This is a genomic window from Pannonibacter phragmitetus DSM 14782, assembly GCF_000382365.1.
GTDB classification, from domain to species: Bacteria; Pseudomonadota; Alphaproteobacteria; order Rhizobiales; family Stappiaceae; genus Pannonibacter; species Pannonibacter phragmitetus.
This window is the reverse complement of record NZ_KB908215.1, coordinates 206,391-228,771: the sequence shown is the minus strand read 5'-3', so window position 1 is coordinate 228,771 and position 22,381 is coordinate 206,391. Positions and strand designations below refer to the sequence as shown.

The window sequence follows — 22,381 nt, the reverse complement described above, 5'->3', positions numbered from 1 at the left end:
TGCTCCTGATCAAATGGCCGGAACAGCGTCAGAGCTGCAGGGCGTGCCGGGGGAGGCACTCATCCGCGCCCGCCTTGCGTCAAGCTGCATCATCACCTCGCGGCGGTGCTCAGGGGCAAATCCCGCCCAGCCGGCGATTTCTTCCAGCGTCCGGGCACAGCCCCTGCACAGCCCGCTCAGCGGGTCCATGATGCAGATTTTCACACAAGGGCTTTCAATGCCCGCCATCGGTCCGTCCTGTTTCCTGCAACACCCTTGGCCTAGCGGCCTCCCGTGACGATCTCAACCGGTGTTGTCACCAAAGTCACAGGCAATGTCACAGCGATGTTCACAGTGCCTGTCACGAAGCTGCCAAGTGTGCGGCCCGTACTGGCCAGGGCACCGCCGTCCGCATTGGGCACGTCCAGCTTGTTCTGGCCCAGAACGGATGACAATTGTGGCGCGATGGCGGCGAGGGCGGCAAACTTGGAGTGATTGATCGAGTCCGGCCCCTTCAGGTCGGTGAGATCAACGACAACCGCGCCGAGCTTGGCGAGCGCTGCATCATCGTCATAGCCGCCCACCCGTGCCTTCCCGCCGGCAATCAGCCGTGAGATGCCAAGTGCCTGATCGTCGCGCGACAGCAGCAGGATCAGGGGGCTTTTCAGCTTGCCGATGCGCTGCATCTGGTCCTTGAACACATCAAGGTCAATGTCGGGTGCGGCCAGGATCACCTGATTGATGCGGCCCCGCTGCGCCGGTGTCATCTGCCGCAAGGTTTCCATCAGCAGCCAGGTGCCCATGGAATGGGCGAGTATGTTGATTTGCGTCGCACCGCTGGCGGCAATGTCCTCGATCGTTGCCTGCAGCTCATCACGCGCAACCGTTGCGCTGTTGAGGTCATAGACATATTCGGTGATGTCCCCGCGCGACGCCCAGGTGAACAGCACCGGCACGCCGGGGAAACCAGCATCATGCACCACCTGCGTGAAGCGGTAGAGCCCTTCGGCAAACAGCGTGTTGTAACCATGGATGAACAGCATCACGGAGCGCTGCTTGGGCGGGCGTAAAGCCAATTCCGCTTTCAGCTCCCGCCGGAAGGCCGCTGCATCCTGAAGATAACCGGCGGACCGGGGGACCATTTCCTTTGCCGGGTCTCCCGGGAGGACAGTTGGCCATTCGACCGCGCCGGACAGATGCGTGGGCGGCACGGAAATGACAGCCTGCGCAAAATCACGCCCGCCGCTGCGCTCTCCGTCAAACAGGGTGTTTGGCGTGTCCGTGCGGCTGCGGGTGGTGGCGATGAGAATCTTGTGGTCCCTTGCGCCGGGGGCGGGTTTGTCCGTGGGCACCAGTGCCCCGGAGACAGGGCGGCTTGCGCAGGAGCACAGCAGAAGCCCCACAAAAGACATGCCGAAACTGCGGCGTGACAGAAGCACCGGGTTTGTCATCAGAAGGCTGTTCCCCTTCAAGTCCAGGCCAGAAGCCCGCCAAGAAAAACGGTCAAGGTGACCTGCTGAATGGCTCCTAACACGTCTCCTGTGACGCCGCCAATTGCTTTGAGTGCCAGTTTTGCTGTGAACATGGCACTATAAATTGCAAGAGCCAATCCAAGTATGACCCCGAAAACAGGTTGCACACTGAACAGGCAAAGAAAAACCGGCAGCGTAAACAATCCGCCTTTAAGGGCCGCGCCCGCTCCCGGCACGCCGAAGCGCGCGCCCAGCCCGTCCGGCCGGGCAGAGGGCTGAGCGGCCCACTGCCAGAGCATCAGCGTGCGGCTCAGCATCTCCGCTGCAACCAGCAGCAGCATGGCCGCAGGCGCGCCAGTGCGCTCCAGCAGGGCGGCGGTCAGCGTGATGCGCAGGGTCAGGAACAGGATCAGCGCCATGGCACCGAAGGCACCGATGCGGCTGTCCTTCATGATCTCCAGCCGCCGTTCCGGCGTGGCCCCGCCGAAAAAACCATCCGCCACATCCGCCAGCCCGTCCTCATGCAGCGCGCCGGTCACGGCGGCTGCCGTCATCACAGCCAATGCCGCAATCGCAAGAGCGGGCAGGGCGGTGAGGGAAAGCAGCCCCAGAACCAGCGCCGGAATGAGGCCGGTCACGGCACCTGCCAGCGGCATGGCCCTTGCGATTTTCCGGAAATCTGGAACAGAGCCCGGGTCATCAAGGTTATTGACGGCAGGCAGCGGCAGACGTGAAAAGAAGCGGACGCAGGCGGCCGTATCGGCGGCGAGTTGCCGCAGCCATCCGCTGCTCTCTGGCGTGCTTTCAGGCTCCTGCGGCTGGCCTTGCGGTGTCATGCGCCCTCGCTGTTTGCCATGGCGGTTGTCTTTTGCCGGAGGAGCCTTATAGAACGGCAAACCTTTGGCGCCAATCGCTGCCCGCAAGTCCGGAGAACACCTCTCGTGTCTATGTCCCCGTCCGCTCTTCCTTTCGATGATATCCGCAATCTTGTGGCCGAAATGCCCGGACCGGATGAGGCGGCGGTGGAAACCGTTCGCGCCCGCGACAGCCAGCTGACCAAACCGGCCGGTTCTCTCGGCCAGCTTGAAAGCATTGTCGAGTGGCTGGCCGCCTGGTCCGGCAAGCCTGTGCCGAAGATCACCCGCCCGCTGGTTGCCATCTTCGCCACCAATCACGGCGTCGCTGACAAGGGCGTTTCGGCCTATCCGCAGAGCGTGACACGGCAGATGCTGGAGAATTTCGCGGCAGGCGGCGCGGCCATCAACCAGATCTGCGCGGCCTATGATCTGGGCCTGAAGATCTTTGATCTGGCCATCGACATGCCCACGCCTTCCATCACGGATGAGGACGCGCTGGACGAGCCGAACTGCGCTGCCACCATGGCCTATGGCATGGAAGCGATAGCCGGCGGCACGGATCTCCTGTGCCTTGGCGAGATGGGCATTGCCAACACCACCGTGGCTGCTGCCGTCTTCAACGGCCTGTTCGGCGGCACGGCGGCTGACTGGGTTGGTCCCGGCACCGGTGTGGATGCGGCGGGGCTGGAGCGCAAGCGCGTCGCCGTGGAAATGGCCGTGTCACGCCTGGGCGCGGCCGCGAAGGACCCGCTGGAAGTGTTGCGCAAGGTGGGTGGGCGCGAGATTGCCGCCATGGCCGGTGCCATTCTGGCGGCCCGCCTGCAGCGCACGCCGGTGATCGTGGATGGCTTCGTCTCCACGGCAGCGGCGGCGGTGCTTTACAAGATGGACCCGTCCACACTCGACCACTGCCTCTTCGGTCATGTGTCGGCAGAACCGGCGCACCGCCGGGCGCTGGAGGCCATGGGCAAGACGGCGCTGCTGGATCTCGGCATGCGGCTGGGGGAAGGCACGGGTGCGGCCATGGCCGCAGGCATCGTCAAGGCGGCGGCGCAGGTTCATGCGGACATGGCAACCTTTGCCAGCGCCGGCGTTTCGCAGAAGGACTGAGCGCCCGCTCTGATCAGGATGCCCGGCGGCGCAGATTGGGCCGCCGGACTGGCAGCGTATAGATGTCGTCGAACAGCTGCGGCATGGCGGGAAGCACGCGGGCAGAGGGCAGGGTGACACGCACCTCGGTGCCCTCGCGCAGGCGGGACTTCAGCTCGAATGTGCCGCCATGCTGGTTGACGAGAGCCTGGACGATGGACAGGCCAAGGCCGGTGCCGGGCTCTGCGCTCTTGATGGCCATCGAGCCTTGCCCGAAGGCCTGAAGCACGATCGGGATTTCCTCTTCCGGAATGCCGGGGCCATTGTCCTTGATGGAAACATACTGGCCGCCATCGCTTGTCGAGCCGATGCGGATCAGCACCTCGCCGTTGGAGGGCGTGAACTTCACCGCATTGGACAAGAGGTTCAGGATCACCTGACGCAGCGCGCGCTCGTCGGCCCAAAGGCGGGCAAGGCCTTCCTCGTGGCTCTCGCGGATGGCGATCCCCTTGGCCCTTGCGCGCACCTGCATCATGCTCTGGCAGTCTTCCACCACATCCTGCAGGGAAACGGCTTCCTCATTCAGCTCATACTTGCCCGCCTCGATGCGCGACAGGTCAAGGATCTCGTTGATGAGGTTCAGCAGGTGCTGGCCGGAGCCGTGAATGTCGGAGGCATAGCCCCGGTAGATCTTGTTGTTCATCGGCCCCATCACCTCATCCTTCATGATTTCGGAGAAACCGAGAATGGCGTTGAGGGGCGTGCGCAGCTCATGGCTCATGGTGGCCAGGAAGCGCGACTTGGCAAGGTTCGCCTCTTCGGCGCGGCGGCGGGATTCATCAGAAACGGCGTTGGCCTGCTCCAGTTCCGCGATCAGATGGTCCTTCTCGGCGCGGAAGGCGAGCATGGCACGCGAGGAATTCAGCAGCTGGTTGCCCAGCACCAGGAAGAAGCCCTGCGCGCCGACAGCCATGGCGGCCATGGCATAATGCAGCGGCGCGTGGCGCTGCAGCAGCGCCAGCGACATGGCCAGTGTCACCGGAAGGGTGCTGGCCAGCAGAGCATGGGGCAGGGTGGAAGACTGCATGGTCGCCATGGCAATGACGATCAGCATGATCGAAAACTGGAAGATCTCGATGCCTTCTGCCGTGCCACTGGATGCGGGCAGCAGGAAGAAGGCCCCCCAGCACAGGCCGTAAAGGAAATCGCCAACCGTAAAACGCCGCCGCCAGGGGCTCGTCTGGCGCTCTTCCTGCGTCATGCGTTCGAAACGCCGGCAGGTGGACACGGTCAGGACCCAGATGCTCACCGTGAACATGAGCCAGCAGGCCACCAGAACTGGAGAAATCCACAGGAGAGAGACGGCGGCCACGATGACGAGGAACATGGGCCCGGCGAATGCCGCGCTGACACGCGCCCTTGCAAAGAGCAGCAGCAGCTCGGTGTTGAAATCAGGCGGAAGGCCCTCCTTCGCCGACAGGCGGTCGCGGACCTGACTGACCGTGCGCGCAACCTCACGGCGGCGCTGGGCACGCTCGCGGTTGATCGCCGTCTTTTGGTCGCCCCTGCCGGGGGAAGTCTGGGCCATTGCGGTTCTGGCCTTAGGCGGCCATCCTCCTCGCGTGGTTTCCTGATGCTTGACACAACTGTGCCTCTTTCTGAGTTTTGGATCAGCAACCCTTAAGAAGCGGCTCAAGGACTTGGTTAAAAAAGGCAAAACAGCGGCAGACAGTGATCCGGAAAAGGCAGTTGGCGTCGTGGCTTCGCCGGGGCTCGCTCCGCTGGCCCGGCGGGTGTCGCTCTGCCGGGTATGTCTTGAAACTCCCCGCGGCAGGCCGCTTCCGCACGAGCCGCGCCCGGTTGCCCGCCTGTCGGAGACCGCAAGGCTCTGCATTGCAGGGCAGGCGCCCGGAACCCGCGTGCATGCGTCCGGCGCACCTTTTACGGACCCTTCCGGGGACCGCCTGCGCAATTGGCTCGGCATCGGCGATGATGTTTTCTACGACGTCTCACGTGTTGCGATCGTGCCGATGGGCCTGTGCTTTCCGGGCCTCGATGCCAAGGGCGGTGATCTGCCGCCACGCCCGGAGTGCCGTGCCACCTGGCATGACAGCCTCTTTGCGGCCATGCCCCAGCTGAAGCTGGTACTCGTCATCGGCCGTTATGCGCAGGCCTATCACCTGCCGCATCTCAAGGGGGCCGGATTGACGGAGATTGTCGGCAACTGGCGCTCCATCCTGGCAGATAGCGAGGGGCAGGCTGGCCCTGCCTATCTGCCGCTACCCCATCCCTCCTGGCGCAACAACACCTGGCTGCGCCGCAATCCCTGGTTCGAGGAAGAGCTGGTCCCGGAACTGCGCCGCCGGGTGGCGCAACTGCTTCAGTCTTGAGGCAGACGTGCTGAGTTGAGGAAAATTGTTCCCCGGCATGTCACAAACTCAGTGTCAGGACCCGTTCAGTCTTCCATTTACCGCTTGCCAACGAAACAAAAATCCATTCTCTCATGAGAGGTGGCAGGACAGTGTCCGGCCGCCGTTGTACCGCATCTGGAACCTGAACATGATTGACCGCATCGACCGGCGTATTCTCTCCATCCTGCAGGAGGATTGCACCGTTCCCGTCGCCGAGATCGGCCGCCGGGTCGGCCTGTCCACCACGCCCTGCTGGCGCCGCATCCAGAAGCTGGAGGAGGATGGCGTGATCACGGGCCGTGTTGCCCTGCTGGATCCGGAGAAGGTCAATGTCAAGGTGACGGCCTTTGTCGCCATCACCACCAACCAGCACACGGAAGACTGGCTGCGCAAGTTTGCCGATGTGATCAAGGAACTGCCGGAAGTGGTGGAGTTCTACCGCATGGCCGGTCAGGTGGACTATCTGCTGCGCGTTACCGTGCCGGATATCGCCGCCTATGATGCCTTCTACAAGAAGCTGATCTCGAAGATCGACATCACCGATGTGTCGACCACCTTTGCCATGGAACAGATCAAGTGCACGACGGAACTGCCGCTGAGCTACATCCCCGTTGAGAAGACACGCGCGGAAAGTCAGGGCTGATGGCCCGCGCCGCAGACCTGAACTGATTGGACAGGGAGAGGCGGAGCTGGCCTGCGGCCCCTTCGCCTCAATATTCCTTTTCGTAGAAGATACCGGCCTTTGACGAACCGTCAGCGCCCACTTCACCGCGAGCCTTGAGGTTGCGGTTGAGGTCGATGTCCACCTTCACCCGGCTGGAATTGGCGGAAGTTCCCTGTTCCACCCCCAGATAGATGTTCTCGTTGATGTAGCGCCCGGCGGAGAGCGAGGGCCCATCCGCGCCGCCAAGGTTCACATCCACCGCATCCAGCCCGAGAGACTTGCGCAGCTGTGACAGTGGCCCAGTGTCACTGCCACCAGTCAGAGACGTTACAGCAGCGGCCAGCTGGGCGATCTGGGTCGGCGACAGGTTGGTCACCGAGCGGTCGAACAGCAGCTGCGCTAGAATCTCGTCCTGCGGCAGGGCAGGGCTTGAGGTGAGGTCGATCACCGGATCCGCCGCGCTGCCCGTCACCGTCACGTTGATCGAGGTCGAACTGGCTGACGTTGCCGCCAGGAAGTCCAGATTTGGCGTCAGCGAGCCTGTGAAGCCGATGGAGCCGCGCGAGAAGGTCAGCCGCCGCGTCAGGATGTCGAGCAGGCCACGGCGCAGGGTGAAGCCGCCAAGGGCCTGCGGATTGGCCGTGGTGCCGGTCAGCCGCAGCGTGCCACCCAGTTCCGCATCGACGCCGCGGCCGCGCACGAACACGCGGGAGGGCGCGGACAGGGTGATGTCGAGCCCGATCGGGGCGGAGGCGGAACTCTGCTGTCCGCCGCTGCCGCCGCCTTCCGCCTGCAGCTCTGCAATCTGTGCCCGCACCGGCTTGGGCGCATTCACATGCCGCACGGCGAGGGGCGACAGGGCACCCGGCAGGCTTTGCGGAATGTTGATGTTGGCGGTGCTGATGTTGACGGTTCCGCTCAGCCGGCCGCCCGTGCCGGTCCCAGCCAGAGGGCCGGAGAGCCTGAGGTCTGCGTTCAGGTCCGCCGTCACCACGCGCCCGTCGCTGTAGCGTGCATTCACCGCCTGAATGGCCAACTCCGCCGGAAGCCCCTCGCCAAGTCCGACCGTGCCATTGGCGGAAACCCGGCCGCCTGCCGAAATTGCGGCGTTGAGGCTGGAGATGGTGATCTGCTCGCGCGTGACGCCGATGGAGCCGGCAAAATCGCGCAAGGTGAGGCCGGTGGCCAGCTCCGTCAGTTCCAGCCCCTGCGGCTGCATCTGAAGATTGACCGCCGGATTGGTCAGCGGCCCGCTGATCCGGCCGCTGACGGCCAGCGTGCCGGCGCCCCGGTAGCCCATTTCCGTCAGGCGCACGCGGGCAAGGCCCAGCGGCACCGATCCGTTGACCCCGATATCGAGCGAGCCTGCCCCGGCCAGATTGACCGGGCCTTCCGCCGTCAGCGCCAGTCCGTCCGCGCCGGTAATGCGGGTAGTCTGGGTGATGCGGTTGCCGGAATAGGCGCCGGTGCTGTCCAGCCCGAGCGAGGTGATGCCGTTCTCTGTGAGCAGGGATGCGGTCAGTCCCCGCCCGGAGAGCTTCCACGACGCTTGCGGCGCTGAGGCCGCACCCGTGACCGTGGCCGTACCGCTTAACGTGCCGCCGAGGCCGTAACCGGGCGCAAAGGCATTGCCGAGCGCCAGCGGCACATCGGCCAGCGCCGCCTTGATGTCGAGCCTGTCGCCCGCCGTGCCGGAAATGTCAAGCCGCCCGCTGCCGAGCGCCAGCTGCAGCGGCTCGATCCGCGCCACGGCGCCCTCATAGGTCAGCCGGGCCGGGCGGGCGAGGGTGGTCTTCAAGCCGCTGTAGCTGCCCTGCAGCCGTTCCAGCGCAAGATCGAAACCGGCCGCAGTGGCCGTCAGACTGCCGGTGGCCGACACGCCATCGGCGCCCTGCAGGCGGGTGTCCAGTGTGAAGCCCGTGCGCGTGCCATCGCTTTCTGCCGAAAGGGTGAGGCTCTCCAAAGCGGTTGCCCCGGCTCTGATCTGGCGGGCCTCCAGCTTGCCGCGCGCCTGGGGCACACTGAGGAGATCAAAAACTTCGCCATTGATGGCGAGGGTGCCGACGCGGTTGTCCTGATAGGCCACGTTGCGACCGCTGGCCGTCAGGCTGACCTGCGGGCCGCTCTGATTGGCGGAAATGCGCGCTGTTGCATCCAGCGTGCCCGAGACCTGCGTCAAGAGCAGCGGCGACAGGTCCTCAAGCGCAGGACCCTTGAGGACGAGCTCGCCCGTCAGGGTTTCGAGGGCACGGGTGAGGCTTGCAACGCTCAAGGCGCCATTGAGTTCGTTGCGCCCCGCGACAAAAGAAATGTTCCTGACTTCGGCTGCGCCTTGCGAGGAACTGACATCGGCACGGGCGGTCAGCGGTGCGCCGTTCAGGTTGCCGCTCAGGCGCAGAGCACCTGCCGGGGCTGCTGCATCGGCCTTGCCGTCCAGCTCCAGCACCAGATCCGTCAGGGGCGTGCCAGCAAGCGTCAGCTGCGCGGATTTGGCGCTGAGGCTGACGTCCGGGCCGGACAGAGGGCCATTCGCCCTCACGGACGCCTCCAGTGCACCTGTCAGCCGCGGGTCGATCTCCTCCACCCGCGTCAGCACTGCCTTTACCTCACCGTCGACAGTGGGGGTGGTTCCGCCTGTGCCGAGTTTTCCGGTTCCATCCAGTTTCAGAGCAGAGGTGCCAAGCGCAAACCGCCGGAAGGCAATCTCCCCGCTGCTGTTGATGCCGGCTTCCAGCTGTCCTTCCAGCGCGCCCGCCAGCAGCCTGTCCACCTGTTCGAGACCGGTGGCGACATTCGTTCCGGCTATGGAGGTGCGGATGGAGCCCGCCTGCTGGGATGGATTGCCTTCCACCAGGATGTTCATCGCCAGTGCGCCGGATGTCGCAAGGCCGGTCATGCCCGAGAAGCGGGAAAGGTCAGCAAGGGTCAGTTCTGCGGCAAGCCGGGCATTCGACTGGGCGATCACGCCTTCCTGCAGGCGTATCTGTACGCCCGGAGCGCTCAGGGTGCCACGGCCGATGGAAACCAGCTTCTGGTTCCCCAGAAGCTGGCCGACGACTTCCAGGCTGGAGTCGCCTGCCAGACTGGAGAGGCTGGCGTCTGCTGGCTGCAGCCCGCCCAGAGTGAGCCGGGCAGAGAAGGGAAGCCGGAATTCGTCCTTGAGATCGGCGCCGATGCCGGTGGCGGACAGCTGCAGCCGCTCCAGTGCCCCTTGTGGCGCCGAAAGGCGGTCTCCCTGAAGATTGAGGTTCCAGTCCGCCTTGGCGAGGGAGCCCGAAATATTTCCTGTCAGCGACAGCGCCTGCATGATGTAGCGCTGGCCGTCAGCTTCCAGAGCCAGAAGCGCATCCCCGCCTGCGGCAATCCGTGCATCCGTTTTTGCCGAAAGGGCCCCGGACACGGGGTCGAGGCTGCCGCTGGCATTGGCCTGCAGGGTGCGGGTGGTTACGGCAAGCGAAGCCGACAGGGGCTTGTAGTCCTGCGACATCATCAGGCTGAGATCAGCCTGCGTGTCGCCTGCCGCCAGCGCCGAGGCAGCCGGTCGCACCAGCGGCTCCAGCTGGCCGGTCAAAGCCAGCTTCAGCTCTCTTCCGGCATCGGTACGGGCCAGTTGTGCGGCCCCGGTGACGGTGCGCTGGCCATCCAGGGCAACGGCCAGATTGGCGGACCAGTTGTCCAATGGGCCGGAGCCATCGAGGTTGAGGTCAACCGCAGGAAGACCCTCGATCCCGGCAAGCCGGGCGACAAGCCCGCCGCGCGGTTCGCTTGCCCTGAGCGACAGGGTCAGTGCACCGGACTTGGAGACATAGGCAAGCTGGCCGGAAATCGCGCCACGGATGCCGTCGGTCCGCTCGATGTTGAGAGAAGCGTTGACCGAATCAGCCGGTCCCGAGGCCGATGCCTGCCCCCTGACGGAAAAGCGCATCGGGGCGCCTGCAACGTCTTCGCCAAGGTCGGCCTCGGCGATGTTGAGACGCCCAAGAGTGATCCGGCGCAAGGGCGGCTTGAAGCCGTCCTGCTGGTCATCGCTGGCCGTCTCCGGGAGAGCAGGGCGGCGCTGCAGGGCGACGCGCTGTGCGCTCACGCTGTCGATGTTCAGCGAGAGCCCGAACAGGGCCAGCGGGCTCCAGACAACCCCGAGATTTTCAATTTCGCCATAAGTGCCAACAGGATCCGTCAGTTCCAGCCTGTCGAGCCCAATGCTGCCATTCCAGCCGATGGTCAGGCCTGAAAGCCGCGCCCCGCCGTCTGCCGTATCCAGAAAACGGTTGGCCAGCCGCTCGGCCGCAGCCTCGCCAAGGGGCGTCGGCAGCAGTGCCAGCGCAAGGCCGGTCAGAGCCGTCGTCGTCAGGGCGGCAATGCCAAAACCCTTCAGGATGCGTCGTGTTGCGGTCATGGGCCTTTAGAATGCCTGGCTCAGTCCAAGATAGATTCCGAACTTCGGATCATCTTTTTCCGGCGAAAGTGGGACCGCCACGTCCAGCCGCAAGGGGCCGATCGGCGTGAAATAGCGGATGCCGCCGCCCACGCCGATCTTGAAGGGGCGGGAAAGGTCCGGGGCGATGGCGCTGTAGGTATTGCCTGCATCGACAAAGCCGACGACGCCGAAGCTCTCCGTGATGCGAACGCGCACCTCGCCGGAGAGTTCCACCATGCTGCGCCCGCCGGTGACCTGCCCGTTCCGGCGCGGGCCGGTGTTGCGGTAGGCATAGCCGCGGATCGAGCCGCCGCCACCTGCAAAGAACCTGCGGCTTGCCGGCACATCATCGACGCCCGGCGCCACGATGCTGCCTGCCGCCACACGTCCGGCAAGGATGAAGCGTTTGGCATCATCCAGCGCGGCATAAGTGGAGAAGGAGCCTTTCATGAACATCATGCCGTTGCCATTGCGGATGTCATAGGCTGGTTCTGCAAAGGCGACCGCCAGCAGCCCGCGCGACGGATTGAACACATCATCGCGGGTGTCATAGGTCAGTTCCGCCGGGATGCCGGCCAGAAGATACGTGCGGTTGCCGAAGGCGTCCGTCTCGTCAATGAAGCTGACCTGCGCCCCCGCCCGCCCGGACAGCTGGTCGGAGAAAGTGCGCTTCAGATAGGCATCGCCCGAGACCGACCGGCTGGTATAGGCATCCGGCGTTTCCTGCTTGGCGCTGAGGCTCGTGGAGAAGCTTGTCAGCGGCCCGAAGACGCCGGGCTTCTCGAAGGCGATCCGGGCGGCATATTCCATGTCCTCGGCCGCCTGATTGCCAAGCCGGCCGACCGATCCTTCGACGCTCAGAAGCTCGCCCTTGCCGAAAAGGTTGCGCCGCCGCCAATAGGCCTCGACGCCGCCCCCTTCAGAGCTGGACCATGTGGCTCCGGCGCCAAGAACATGCCGCTTGCGCTCAGCCACCTGAATGGTGATGGGCATCCGGCCATCGGCTCCGGCTACCTCACCCTCGACCATGCTGACGGTGGCGAAGATGCCCAGATCGTTCAGCCGCTTCTGGGCCTTGGCCAGAACTTCCGGATCATAGCGTTCTCCCTCCGGGATATTGGCCATTTCTGCAACAAATGCCGCATCGGTGACGTTTGTACCTTCCACCGTCACCGTGCCGAAAGTGGCCGCCGGGCCTGCATCGGCCGTCAGTTCCACGTCCAGCCTTCCGGTGGCATGATCGGCGGTGATGTCGCGGTTCGCGATCCGGGCCTTGGGATAGCCATTCTGGTGCAGGGCATTGACGATCTGCCGTTCAGCAGCAACGATCTTGGCGGAGTTGGCCGTTTCTCCTGGCACAAGGCCCCAGGTCTGAGGGCTATCGGGAACACCCGGTGCACCGGTGGAAACCTGAAGGTTGCCGAAGGTGAACAGCGGTCCAGCCACTACGTTGACCGACACCTGCACGGGGCGCGGCCCTGGAATGTCTCCCCGCTCCAGCACGCTCTGCAGGGGCTGCCCGCCAAGCTGGATGTTGACGGTCCCGCCGTAGAAGCCCTGCAGATAGAGCTGAGCCACCAGCCTGTCGAAATCATTGAGGGCGCGTGCGATCAAGCCGTCGCTGCCGGAAGGCGGAGAGCTCATCTCGGATATCAGAACGGAAGCTGATTCCAGCTGGTCCTTCAGGTCGTCCGATCCACCGGAAAGAGTCAGCTCTGCCTCATAAGGCAGGGCATCAGCTGCAACCGTTTCGTTGTTGCCCCACAGGTGCACACCAAACAGTTCGAAAGCGGAAGCAGGATAAGTCAGCGGTGATGCGGATAGAGCAAGGGCCGCAGCAAGGCATGCCACCGGCAGCCGGAGACCACGCGGCAGCCGCACCGGCCAAACGGCTTGCATGGCCGCAGCACTGCGGAGCCGGAAATCCCGTCCGGACCTGTCTTCTGACGGAAGACGCATCAACCTGCTACCGTCCCACACCTCATGCCGGAATTGACCCGGCGTGTCCCAAATCCTCGCGCCAAGCGCAGCGTCATGCCCCTGTATGGCACGGCCGGACGCCGTTGGCGAGCCTCTTGCTAACCATACGGGAGCCCGGAGATACCCTATCCCCGGGAGCAGTTTGGCGCAGAAGTGTCAATAGTTTCCAAAGATCGAGACTGCGTTGGCGATCCTGCCAAAGGGCGGGGAAAACACCGGAGATCTCAGAACAACTCCGGCTCCGGCGCCACGCCAAGCTGGCGGCGGGCGGCGGTGAGGGTGTTGGCCATCAGCATGGCGATGGTCATCGGACCGACGCCGCCGGGCACGGGCGTGATAGCGCCTGCCACCTCGGCAGCTTCTGTGAAGGCAACATCCCCCACGAGCTTTGTTGCGCCTTCGCCCTTGGCCGGATCGGGCACGCGGTTGATGCCCACGTCGATCACGGTTGCGCCGGGCTTGATCCAGCTGCCGCGCACCATTTCCGGGCGGCCAACTGCGGCCACGACAATATCGGCGCCGCGCACAACTTCGGGAAGGTCCTTCGTGCGGCTGTGGGCGATGGTCACGGTGCAGCTTTCAGCGAGCAGCAGCGCGGCCATCGGCTTGCCGACGATATTGGAGCGGCCGATGACAACCGCATTGAGACCGGCGAGCGGTGTCTGGAGCGTGCGCTTCAGCAGCACGAGGCTGCCAGCCGGTGTGCAGGGCACCAGAGCCGTGTCGCGGGCACCGGTTGCCAGGAGGCCCACATTGACCGGGTGGAAGCCGTCCACGTCCTTCTCCGGGCGGATCAGGCGCAGCACCTTGCTCTCATCGATATGGCCGGGCAGGGGCAGCTGCACCAGAATGCCATGGATGGCCTCGTCTTCGTTGAGCTGGGCAACCAGTGCCAGCAGGCTGGCCTCGGACGTGTCTGCGGCCAAGGTGTGCTTGACCGAGTGAAAGCCGCAGGCCTCCGCCGCGCGGTCCTTGTTGCGCACATAGACCTGGCTGGCCGGATCCTCACCCACGAGCACAACCGCCAGCCCCGGCCGCTTGCCGGTTTCTGCCAGAAGCCGTGCAGAACGGGCCGTAATTTCGCTGCGCACGGAGGCGGCAACCGCCTTGCCGTCAATGAGGTTTGCCTTGCTCATGGGTCATGTCTTTCACAAGCGGCGCGGGAGGCGCACCGGCTGGCTGATTTTGCGCGCACCATAGGCAGCAAGGCCTGCGCTGAAAAGAGGTTTCAGGCCGGTCTTTCGTCTTTTTGCCGGTGCTTCTCAACCGGATCAAAGCTTGCGGACGAAAGACGTGAGGCAGGAGATGGCGCAGACGATATGATAGAGCGAACTTGCCGGTGCGGGCTCGGCAACGAAGCTTCCGTCTGCAAGCCACTTGTCGCGCCACAGACCCTGAACCGGCACGTCGAGATAGGTTTCCAGTGCCTTGCCGGCTCTCAGGGCTGAGACGATTGCGGCTTCCCGTTCTTCACCTGCCTGTACTTCGGCAAGGGCAATGGCAGCCTTCAGCCATTCGGTTTGCACCCAGAGACGTGCGGTCTTGTCGCGGGGCGACAGATCGCCATGAAGCTCCATGATAGCCGCCCCACGGGACGGATCCACTCCATGCCTTTCCGAGAGGGCTGCGAGCCGCACAGCGGCGGGCAGAACCTCTGCGGTCTTTCCGCGCCGCTTTGCCCAGTTCAGCAGCAGCCAAGCCCATTCGAACTGATGACCAGGCTCTACCGTCTGTGTGGACGCGTCCTGCGGCAGCGACCAGTCGAGCGCGAAAAATTCGTGCAGGGCGCCAGTGGCCGGATCAATGAACCGGGTCAGCGCGAGTGTGACGATCTGATCCCCAAGATCGCGCCAGCGCATGCCGCCGCCGGCATCTTCCATGGCAAGACAGGCCTCCAGCATGTGCATATGCGGGTTGGAGCGGAGCGGTGCCTGCGGTGGATTGGTTTCGTGGAACCCGCCACCGGGATGAGCAAAGCTGTTGCTCAGCTCCAGCAAAGTCCGGTCTGCGCTTGCAAGCAGATCTGCATGCCGGTGCGGAATGGCTTTCGTGCCATGGGCAAGAGCAAAGATCAGGAATGCCTGATTATAGAGATCGAATGTGGTGTCGCGGGTCCGGCCGTCCCAGCTGATAGCATTCACCGCAAGCCGGTTCTCGTCGCGAAAATTGTTCAGGAAGTGGCAGAGACCCCTATGGACCTGATCCTGCACCGCTCCCGTGTAGCCGATCCGGGCTCCCTCAATCAGACTGTAGATCTGCCGCGGGGCAACACGTGCCCGCACCATGCCGCTCTCCGGTGCCCGGGCACCGTCTATGGACAAGGTTTCGGCGAAGCGGCCCGTCTGCGCATCAAACCCGGCCTCCAGCCACAGCGGCAGTGCCTTCTCGCAAAGCCATGTTCTCAGGCGCAGGTCCAGATCTTTGATGGCGGCGAGTGCCGGAGACGTAGAAGCGGATGATATCATAGCGCAATCCAGTTCTCTGCGGCGGGGCAGCCTACGCCGGTTCTCAGTAGTTCTACTAGCACAGCCTCTACCCGATGGACAGGCCGCAGCGGAACCTTGGTGTCAGACAAGCAGACATAGTTATTGGCTGATTTGCGGAGGCTTGAAAAGCTGCATCCATCCGCAATCAGTCTGGCCTATCTGGAGAACGCGCACCCTCTCCTGCGCCTCAGAACAGACCTTCCACCTGACCTTCCGCATTCAGGTGAATGTCCAGCGCCGCCGGATGGCGGGGCAGGCCGGGCATGGTCATGATGTCCCCGCAGATGGCGGCGATGAACCCGGCACCTGCCGACAGCCGCACCTCGCGCACCGGCAGTACGTGCCCTTCCGGCGCGCCGAGCAGGGCAGGGTTGGACGAGAAGGAGTATTGGGTCTTGGCCATGCAGACCGGCAGGTGGCCGTAGCCGCTCTCCTGCCAGCGCTCCAGCTGGCGGCGTGCGGCGGGGTCGAAGGAGATCGAGCCAGCACGGTAGATCTTCCGGGCCACGGTTTCGATCTTGTCCGTCAACGGCATTTCGTCAGGATAGAGCGGTTCAAACCGGGCGCTGCCGCCTTCGGCCAGCTCGGCCACCTTGCGGGCGAGAGCTTCCGTGCCCTTCGAGCCTTCGGCCCAATGGGTTGCCAGAATGGCCTCGACGCCGAGATTGCGGCAATAGGCCGTAATTGCAGCGATTTCCGCATCCGTGTCGGAGGTGAAGTGATTGAGCGCCACCACCACCGGAACGCCGAACTGGCGCAGGTTTTCGATGTGGCGGCCGAGATTGCACAGGCCAGCTTCAACGGCGGCCACATTCTCATGGCCAAGATCGGCCTTGGCTACGCCGCCGTTCATCTTGAGGGCGCGTACGGTTGCAACGAGAACCACGGCTGCCGGCTCAAGGCCCGCCTTGCGGCATTTGATGTCGAAGAACTTTTCCGCCCCAAGATCCGCGCCGAAGCCTGCTTCCGTCACCACATAGTCAGCCAGCCGCAGGGCCGTCTGCGTCGCCACAACGGAGTTGCAGCCATGGGCGATGTTGGCAAAGGGGCCGCCATGGACGAAGGCGGGCGTGTGTTCCAGTGTCTGCACCAGATTGGGCTGGAAGGCCTGGCGCAGCAGCACGGTCATGGCCCCATCAGCGCCCAGATCGCGCGCTGTTACCGGGCTGCGATCGGCGCGGGTGCCAATCACGATATCGCCAAGACGGCGCTGCAGGTCTTCAAGATCGGTGGCAAGACAAAGGATTGCCATCACCTCCGAGGCAACGGTGATATCGAAGCCGGCTTCCCGCGTTGTGCCGTTCGCCCGTCCGCCCAGGCCGGTGACGATCGAGCGCAGGGCCCGGTCGTTCATGTCCATCACGCGCCGGAAGGCAATGCGCTGCGGGTCCAGTCCGAGCGCGTTGCCCCAGTGCAGATGGTTGTCGATCAGCGCGGCCAGCAGGTTGTGGGCGGATGTGATGGCATGGAAATCGCCGGTGAAGTGGAGATTGATGTCCTCCATCGGCACCACCTGCGCCTTGCCGCCGCCTGCCGCGCCACCTTTGACACCGAAGCAGGGGCCAAGCGAAGGTTCACGCAGGCAGATGGCCGTCTTCTTGCCGATGCGGGACATGCCGTCGCCCAGACCGACGGTTGTTGTCGTCTTGCCTTCCCCGGCGGGCGTCGGATTGATGGCGGTGACGAGGATCAGACGGCCCTTCGGGCGGTCCTGCACACCTGCGATGAACGCGCCGGAGACCTTGGCCTTTGTCTTGCCGAAGGGCTCAAGTGCCTCTTCCGGAATGGCAAGCTGCGCGGCAATATCTCTCATCGGCAGCAATTTCGCTGCCCGCGCGATCTCGATGTCGCTCGCCATGTCTGCTCCCTGGAATCAGTCTTGTCCCGTCTGTCCTTGGTAGCCTGCCAGAGGCGTGCAGGGGAGAGGATTCTTGTGAGTACCGGTTACGAGCTTGCCTGGGTATCGATCAGGGTGAAACGGCTTCTGCCGCTTGGATCCTGTGTCAAGAGCCCATGCCCTCCGGCCTGATCCATGATCTTTGCGGCCAGCGCTTCCAGAGGCACTGCCGCGCCGAAAAGATAGCCCTGTCCCTTGGAGCATCCCGCTTTCTGCAGCAGCGCCTGCTGCTCCAAGGTTTCCACCCCTTCCACGGTCACAGCAATGTTCAGGTCACGCGCGAGGCTGACCACGGCTTCGATGATCGACTTGCTCTGAGGGTCTGAAGACAGGGACCGCACGAAACTCCGGTCGACTTTCAGCTCATCCCAGTCGAACTGGCGCAGATAGGAAAGGGACGAATAGCCGGTGCCAAAGTCATCAAGGGCGATTGTCACGCCAAGCTTCTTCAGCCTGTCCAGGGTCGAGATACAGCGTGCCGCATCGCTCATCAGAATGGATTCGGTCACTTCCAGCCGCAGCCGCCCCGGCGCAAGGCCCGTGTCCAGCAGGATCTGGCGCACGGTCTCGAGAAGGTCGTCGCGCAGGATCTGGGCGACGGACAGATTGACCGACACGGGCAGTGTACCCAGAACGCGGGCTGCATCCGCACAGGCCTGCTGCAGAATGGAGCGGCCCATGTCGACAACCTTGCCCGAGCCCTCGGCTATGGGCACGAATTCGTCCGGTCCGATGCGCCCCAGCTGGGGATGGGTCCAGCGGGCAAGTGCCTCCACACCGATGATGCGTCCGGTGCCGAGCTCCACCTGCGGCTGGTAGAACGGAAGAATGTCGCCAGCCATGATGGCCGGATGCAGATCCGCCTCGATCTGCCGCCGCCGCGACAGGTTCGCCCGCATTCCGGCATCAAACAGCTGTACGATCCCCTTTGCCCGGCCCTTGGCAAGGCTGAGGGCAAGGTCGGCGTTATCCGGAAGCTGCGTCCGGTCCTGCAGCCCTGGCCCATCGACGGCAAGACCAATGGTGGCATCCACCAGCACTGTTCCGTGTTTCAGATGATAAGGCTCCCGCAGAGCCTTGAGCAGGAATTCTGCCTTCTGCCGCGCATCCTGCAGCCCGTTTTCCGTGCGCAGCACGACGAGGAACTCATCGCCGCCGAAGCGGGCCGCCATGGCATTTTCCCAGAGCGAGACGATGCTGCTGAGGCGCTGGCCGACGCCGTTCAGCAAGGCGTCACCTGCTGCGTGGCCGAGCGTGTCATTGACGGTCTTGAAGCCGTCAAGATCAATTGCGAGCACGGCAAGCGGACGGCTGCTCTTGCGCTCCAGTTCACTCCTGAAAAAATCGTGGAAGGCCAGGCGGTTCGGCAGCGATGTGAGCTGGTCGTGGCGCGCAACGAAGGCATGATCGGCTGCCGAACGTTCTGCCTGGGCCCGTGCTGCCGCCAGCGTTCTGTTCTGCAGGAACAGGCTCGCCAGAAGCACGCCGCCGACTGCAAGAAGCGCATAGGTCAGCCAGTTGCCCGCCGTCATGGAAGACTGAAGCCGTTCCCGGATATTGTCTGCCTCGATAAGGCTCAGGCTGTAGGCTTCACCGCCGATACGGTCGACTGCAGCCTTGACCGGCACCATACGGTCGATGATCTCAAGTTGCGCAGCGGGATCTTCGATCCGGTCGAACAACGGTTCAAGGGCTTCCAGGTCAGCTGCCAGCTGTTCGAACCGTGCGACCCGCTCGGCGGACAGCTCCAGGAAGGTCCGGAACTGTCCGGAGCTCCAGGTTTTCACGCGGCCGATCATGATCTGATAGTAGAGCTGCGCCTCGCTCGCGGCGGATTTGTCACCCGTAGCCACATAGCGTGCGACCAGTTCGCGCAGGGTCGAGACTTCCAGACGGCCGTTGAAACCGGTCCAGGCAATGTCGTAACGCTTGGCCTGAATGACGGCGCTCTGGTTGGCGGCCGTGATATAGGGCTGAACCACAGCAGCAGCGGCCAGACAAACGAAGAGCACTACAGTTATTCGCCGGAACCACATCGTCATGGCAACAGTCACCGGTAAGAGGAAAGGGCTTGTTACCTGATGGTAATCTGGCGTATCTGCCAGACTGCGCGCGAATAGTAGCTTTCTGTCTTGAGGTCTGGCCTGTCGCTGAAGGGGAAGATCAGGAAGAGAGGTCCTTTGTCTGCCACGGGCATGTGCTTGCCGTCCTGCCGTGTTGCCAGAAGGCCTTTCGCCTGAATGACGTCGTCAAACGGCATCTGGACGAAGTAGCTGTTGAGAGCCATCACCTCGACCATGCCACCGTGAACCCCTGCATGGGCCATCAGCTTGGCAAAGGGAACACCCTCAAACGTTACCTCGCCATCATGCCATGGTGTCAAGGTTGTCAGGCTTTCCAGCCCCAGTGCCTCGATCTCTTCCATGGTCATGGAAAAGGGGCCGGACGGTACGCCCCCGTCTATCGTAAGGATAACCGCCCCGGCAGAAGCTGTTGATGAAGCTTGAATAATGGACATGAAGAAAACAACGCTGGCAAAAATAGCAGGAAGGAGGCGCATGGAAACTCTCCGCAATATGAATAAAATTAGAGTAGCCTTCTCCCGTCCAAGACTGGGTAAAGGAAACCGTTAAAATTTTAGGCAATTATCCTTTTCTGACCTAGCGTCAAACAAAGGCGTGCCTAAAGCGAAAGCGCGTTCCCGAGGCTGCTGTGCCCGACAATAGGCCAACTCGCTAAGGAAACGGTAAAATCTGGCGTATGAGGATAAATTGTGTGCGTGGGACGGGAAATTTACCGCGCCAGCTTACCGCGCTGATGCGGTCCTCACCGTCTCAGGTCCGTCATGCGGTATCAGACCGGGACCGCTGCCTGCCGCAACTGCGTACGCGTGCTGCGCGAAGTCCGGTTGCCGCCCTGATAGGTGTTGCGTTCTTCCGTGGGGGTCACGAGGAAGCGTTCCCGGTAGCATTTGGTGAAATGCGAGGTGGAGGCAAAGCCGCAGGCGATTGCCACATCCAGCACGGGACGGGAGGTGCGCCGCAGAAGGTCACGGGCCGTCTCAAGACGCAGCTTCAGATAATACTGCCCCGGCGTGCAGTTGAAATGGCGCCGGAACAGCCGCTCCAGCTGGCGGGGTGACAGGTTCACCGTCATTGCCAGTTGCTGGCAGGAAAGCGGGTCCTCGATATGCATGTCCATGATGCGGATGGCTTCGAGGATCTTGGCATTGGAAATGCCGGTGCGCGCCTCGATGTCATGGCGCTGTGCACTCTCGCCCGAGCGCATGTTCTGGTAGAGGGCCACCTCGGCAACCTCATGCGCCAGCGCAGTCCCGTGCCGGATGGCGATGAGCCGCAGCATCATGTCCAGAGAGGCCATGCCGCCGCCGCAGGTGATGCAGTTGCGGTCAATGGCAAAAATGTCGGAGGATACGTCCACACCGGGAAACTCCTCGCGGAAGGACCGCAGGTTCTCCCAGTGGAGCGTGCAGCGCCGCCCCTCCAGAAGGCCATAGCGGGCCAGCAGATACGCACCCGTGCAGATGGCGCCGAAGGTGCGTCCGCGCGCATTCAGCTTGCGCAGGCGCGTCCCCAGTTCCTTGTCCAGCGGCAGCCGCTCCACATCGATACCGCTGCACAGAAGGGTGATATCGGCATCCTCCAGTTCGTTGATGCTATGGTTCACGCTGATCTCGCAGCTATTCGAGGCGGCCACCGGCAAGCCATCCACGGAATAGGTTTTCCAGCGGTAAAAGTCGCGCCCCAGAACCCGGTTGGCAAGGCGCAGAGGTTCGACGACAGAGGTGAAGGCAATCATTGAAAAACGGTCAAGGAGCACGAGGGCAATGGTCTGCCCCTCGACATCTGCCCTGTGTGGCTGCGGACCGGAATGGGACATGGAACGCGGCACCCTTAACTCTGGAAGATTATGTATTTTCCAGTATGGAGCGCTATCACTGGTTCGTCTGTCAATGAAAATTTCCGCAATTCCGCGACTGCGGAAACCGTTTCTGGATTCTGCCGACGATTAGATTTTTTTTTATGCGAGAGGCATTTTCCGGGGCGCTTGTTGCTTCATATCAAGGCAAGGAAAGTGGTAGGTGATACGCCACAATAGCCTGTGTCTTGCCGGTGAGGGGGCGACTCTCTCATGCGCCTGCGCGGGCCGTTCCGATGGACTGGCCGTTGACGTGATGTGTCGCGGCGTAACATGACTGGACCGCCATGAACGTTCTTGCCAAACCCGCCGACCTGGAAGCTGTCGCAGGCCCGAGCGCCTTCGTGCAGGAAGTGACGGAGGTTAAGCATTACACCGACCGCCTGTTCAAGTTCCGCACCACGCGGCCTGCTGCATTCCGTTTCCGCTCCGGCGAATTCGTGATGATCGGCCTGCTGATCGACGGCAAGCCGCTGTACCGCGCCTATTCCATCGCCAGCCCGTCCTGGGATGAGGAACTGGAGTTCTTCTCCATCAAGGTGCCGGATGGCCCGCTGACCCAGCATCTGCAGAAGATCCAGCCGGGCGATGCCCTGCTTCTGAAGAAGAAGCCGACCGGCACGCTGGTCAACGACGCCCTGACGCCGGGAAAGCGCGTCTACATGTTCTCCACCGGCACCGGCATTGCGCCCTTCGCCAGCCTGATCCGTGATCCGGAGACCTACGAGAAGTTCGACCAGGTCATCCTGACCCACACCTGCCGTGAAGTCGCAGAACTGCGCTATGGCGAGGAGCTGGTCGAGGCCACGAAGAACGATCCGCTGATCGGCGAACTCGCCAGCGAGAAGCTGGTGCACTACACCTCCGTCACCCGCGAGGACTTCCCGCGCCAGGGCCGCATCACCGATCTGATCGAGAGCGGCAAGCTCTTCACCGACCTCGGCGTCCCGCCTCTGGACCCGGCAATCGACCGCGGCATGATCTGCGGCTCCATGGAAATGCTGCGCGACACCAAGGCCCTCCTTGAAAAGGCCGGCCTCAACGAAGGCGCCAACAACAAGCCCGGCGAATTCGTCGTGGAACGGGCGTTTGTGGGCTGAGGCCGGATCCTGACGAGCTTGGCTCGTCGGGACTTGGTCTAACCCTTGCGGCATGTCCCGCTTTCAGGGCGTAAGGCCTCAGAGTTCAGG

At 63.2% G+C, this 22,381-nt stretch carries 16 protein-coding genes; 4 read left to right on the top strand and 12 right to left on the bottom strand.

Annotated features, from left to right (window positions below):
* Positions 1-9 precede the first annotated feature (9 nt).
* The 3 genes from H163_RS0101070 to cobS are packed head-to-tail and all read right to left on the bottom strand — an operon-like array spanning position 10 to position 2,287.
* On the bottom strand, positions 10-228 hold the full coding sequence (locus H163_RS0101070; RefSeq protein WP_019962685.1) for a DUF1289 domain-containing protein: 219 nt from the start codon (positions 226-228) through the stop codon (positions 10-12).
* 32 nt (positions 229-260) lie between these two features.
* Entirely contained in the window at positions 261-1,430 is a 1,170-nt protein-coding gene (locus tag H163_RS0101065; protein ID WP_040677743.1) for an alpha/beta hydrolase, read from the bottom strand.
* Positions 1,431-1,447: 17 nt separating this feature from the next.
* On the bottom strand, positions 1,448-2,287 hold the full coding sequence (gene cobS, locus H163_RS0101060) for an adenosylcobinamide-GDP ribazoletransferase (protein ID WP_019962683.1): 840 nt from the start codon (positions 2,285-2,287) through the stop codon (positions 1,448-1,450).
* Positions 2,288-2,398: 111 nt separating this feature from the next.
* Here cobS and cobT point away from each other — a divergent pair, with 111 nt between their 5' ends.
* Positions 2,399-3,418 carry a nicotinate-nucleotide--dimethylbenzimidazole phosphoribosyltransferase gene (cobT, locus tag H163_RS0101055; protein ID WP_019962682.1) on the top strand — a complete coding sequence of 340 codons (1,020 nt, stop codon included), beginning with the start codon at positions 2,399-2,401 and terminating at the stop codon, positions 3,416-3,418.
* A gap of 13 nt (positions 3,419-3,431) precedes the next feature.
* On the opposite strand, the gene H163_RS24875 is transcribed toward cobT, so the two are convergent.
* Complete coding sequence (locus H163_RS24875; protein ID WP_019962681.1) at positions 3,432-4,985, bottom strand: sensor histidine kinase; 1,554 nt, start codon at positions 4,983-4,985, stop codon at positions 3,432-3,434.
* Between the two features lie 169 nt (positions 4,986-5,154).
* Between H163_RS24875 and H163_RS0101045 the strand changes: the two genes are divergently transcribed.
* The gene (locus H163_RS0101045; RefSeq protein ID WP_051105294.1) at positions 5,155-5,787 is read left to right on the top strand and encodes a uracil-DNA glycosylase family protein; all 633 of its coding nucleotides are present in this window, start codon (positions 5,155-5,157) and stop codon (positions 5,785-5,787) included.
* 172 nt (positions 5,788-5,959) lie between these two features.
* The gene (locus H163_RS0101040) at positions 5,960-6,451 is read left to right on the top strand and encodes an Lrp/AsnC family transcriptional regulator (protein WP_457169782.1); all 492 of its coding nucleotides are present in this window, start codon (positions 5,960-5,962) and stop codon (positions 6,449-6,451) included.
* 67 nt (positions 6,452-6,518) lie between these two features.
* Here H163_RS0101040 and H163_RS21890 read toward each other — a convergent pair whose 3' ends face one another.
* The 8 genes from H163_RS21890 to H163_RS0101000 form a co-directional block, all read right to left on the bottom strand.
* Positions 6,519-10,868 (bottom strand): translocation/assembly module TamB domain-containing protein, encoded by a 4,350-nt coding sequence (locus H163_RS21890; protein WP_019962678.1) that lies wholly within the window; start codon positions 10,866-10,868, stop codon positions 6,519-6,521.
* Between the two features lie 6 nt (positions 10,869-10,874).
* Positions 10,875-12,788, bottom strand: coding sequence for an autotransporter assembly complex protein TamA (locus tag H163_RS0101030; RefSeq protein WP_019962677.1), 1,914 nt, complete (start codon positions 12,786-12,788; stop codon positions 10,875-10,877).
* 305 nt (positions 12,789-13,093) lie between these two features.
* Positions 13,094-14,005 (bottom strand): bifunctional methylenetetrahydrofolate dehydrogenase/methenyltetrahydrofolate cyclohydrolase FolD, encoded by a 912-nt coding sequence (folD, locus tag H163_RS0101025; protein WP_019962676.1) that lies wholly within the window; start codon positions 14,003-14,005, stop codon positions 13,094-13,096.
* Positions 14,006-14,140: 135 nt separating this feature from the next.
* Positions 14,141-15,334 carry an AGE family epimerase/isomerase gene (locus tag H163_RS0101020; protein WP_019962675.1) on the bottom strand — a complete coding sequence of 398 codons (1,194 nt, stop codon included), beginning with the start codon at positions 15,332-15,334 and terminating at the stop codon, positions 14,141-14,143.
* Between the two features lie 208 nt (positions 15,335-15,542).
* Entirely contained in the window at positions 15,543-17,213 is a 1,671-nt protein-coding gene (locus H163_RS0101015) for a formate--tetrahydrofolate ligase (protein ID WP_019962674.1), read from the bottom strand.
* A gap of 86 nt (positions 17,214-17,299) precedes the next feature.
* A complete protein-coding gene (locus H163_RS23495) occupies positions 17,300-19,294 on the bottom strand; it encodes a putative bifunctional diguanylate cyclase/phosphodiesterase (RefSeq protein WP_081625934.1) in 1,995 nt (664 codons plus the stop codon).
* A 32-nt stretch (positions 19,295-19,326) separates the two neighbouring features.
* On the bottom strand, positions 19,327-19,812 hold the full coding sequence (locus H163_RS0101005; protein ID WP_051105293.1) for a putative pterin-binding protein: 486 nt from the start codon (positions 19,810-19,812) through the stop codon (positions 19,327-19,329).
* A gap of 293 nt (positions 19,813-20,105) precedes the next feature.
* Entirely contained in the window at positions 20,106-21,152 is a 1,047-nt protein-coding gene (locus H163_RS0101000; RefSeq protein ID WP_019962671.1) for a GlxA family transcriptional regulator, read from the bottom strand.
* A gap of 326 nt (positions 21,153-21,478) precedes the next feature.
* Between H163_RS0101000 and H163_RS0100995 the strand changes: the two genes are divergently transcribed.
* The gene (locus H163_RS0100995; protein WP_019962670.1) at positions 21,479-22,291 is read left to right on the top strand and encodes a ferredoxin--NADP reductase; all 813 of its coding nucleotides are present in this window, start codon (positions 21,479-21,481) and stop codon (positions 22,289-22,291) included.
* Positions 22,292-22,381 lie beyond the last annotated feature (90 nt).

Coding starts and splice junctions, on each gene's coding strand:
- H163_RS0101020 (WP_019962675.1), bottom strand. CDS start 15,334: ATGATATCATCCGCTTCTACGTCTCCGGCACTCGCCGCCATCAAAGAT.
- H163_RS0101015 (WP_019962674.1), bottom strand. CDS start 17,213: ATGGCGAGCGACATCGAGATCGCGCGGGCAGCGAAATTGCTGCCGATG.
- folD (WP_019962676.1), bottom strand. CDS start 14,005: ATGAGCAAGGCAAACCTCATTGACGGCAAGGCGGTTGCCGCCTCCGTG.
- cobS (WP_019962683.1), bottom strand. CDS start 2,287: ATGACACCGCAAGGCCAGCCGCAGGAGCCTGAAAGCACGCCAGAGAGC.
- H163_RS0101000 (WP_019962671.1), bottom strand. CDS start 21,152: ATGTCCCATTCCGGTCCGCAGCCACACAGGGCAGATGTCGAGGGGCAG.
- H163_RS0101005 (WP_051105293.1), bottom strand. CDS start 19,812: ATGCGCCTCCTTCCTGCTATTTTTGCCAGCGTTGTTTTCTTCATGTCC.
- H163_RS0101065 (WP_040677743.1), bottom strand. CDS start 1,430: ATGACAAACCCGGTGCTTCTGTCACGCCGCAGTTTCGGCATGTCTTTT.
- cobT (WP_019962682.1), top strand. CDS start 2,399: ATGTCCCCGTCCGCTCTTCCTTTCGATGATATCCGCAATCTTGTGGCC.
- H163_RS0101030 (WP_019962677.1), bottom strand. CDS start 12,788: ATGCAAGCCGTTTGGCCGGTGCGGCTGCCGCGTGGTCTCCGGCTGCCG.
- H163_RS21890 (WP_019962678.1), bottom strand. CDS start 10,868: ATGACCGCAACACGACGCATCCTGAAGGGTTTTGGCATTGCCGCCCTG.
- H163_RS0100995 (WP_019962670.1), top strand. CDS start 21,479: ATGAACGTTCTTGCCAAACCCGCCGACCTGGAAGCTGTCGCAGGCCCG.
- H163_RS0101070 (WP_019962685.1), bottom strand. CDS start 228: ATGGCGGGCATTGAAAGCCCTTGTGTGAAAATCTGCATCATGGACCCG.
- H163_RS23495 (WP_081625934.1), bottom strand. CDS start 19,294: ATGACGATGTGGTTCCGGCGAATAACTGTAGTGCTCTTCGTTTGTCTG.
- H163_RS24875 (WP_019962681.1), bottom strand. CDS start 4,985: ATGGCCCAGACTTCCCCCGGCAGGGGCGACCAAAAGACGGCGATCAAC.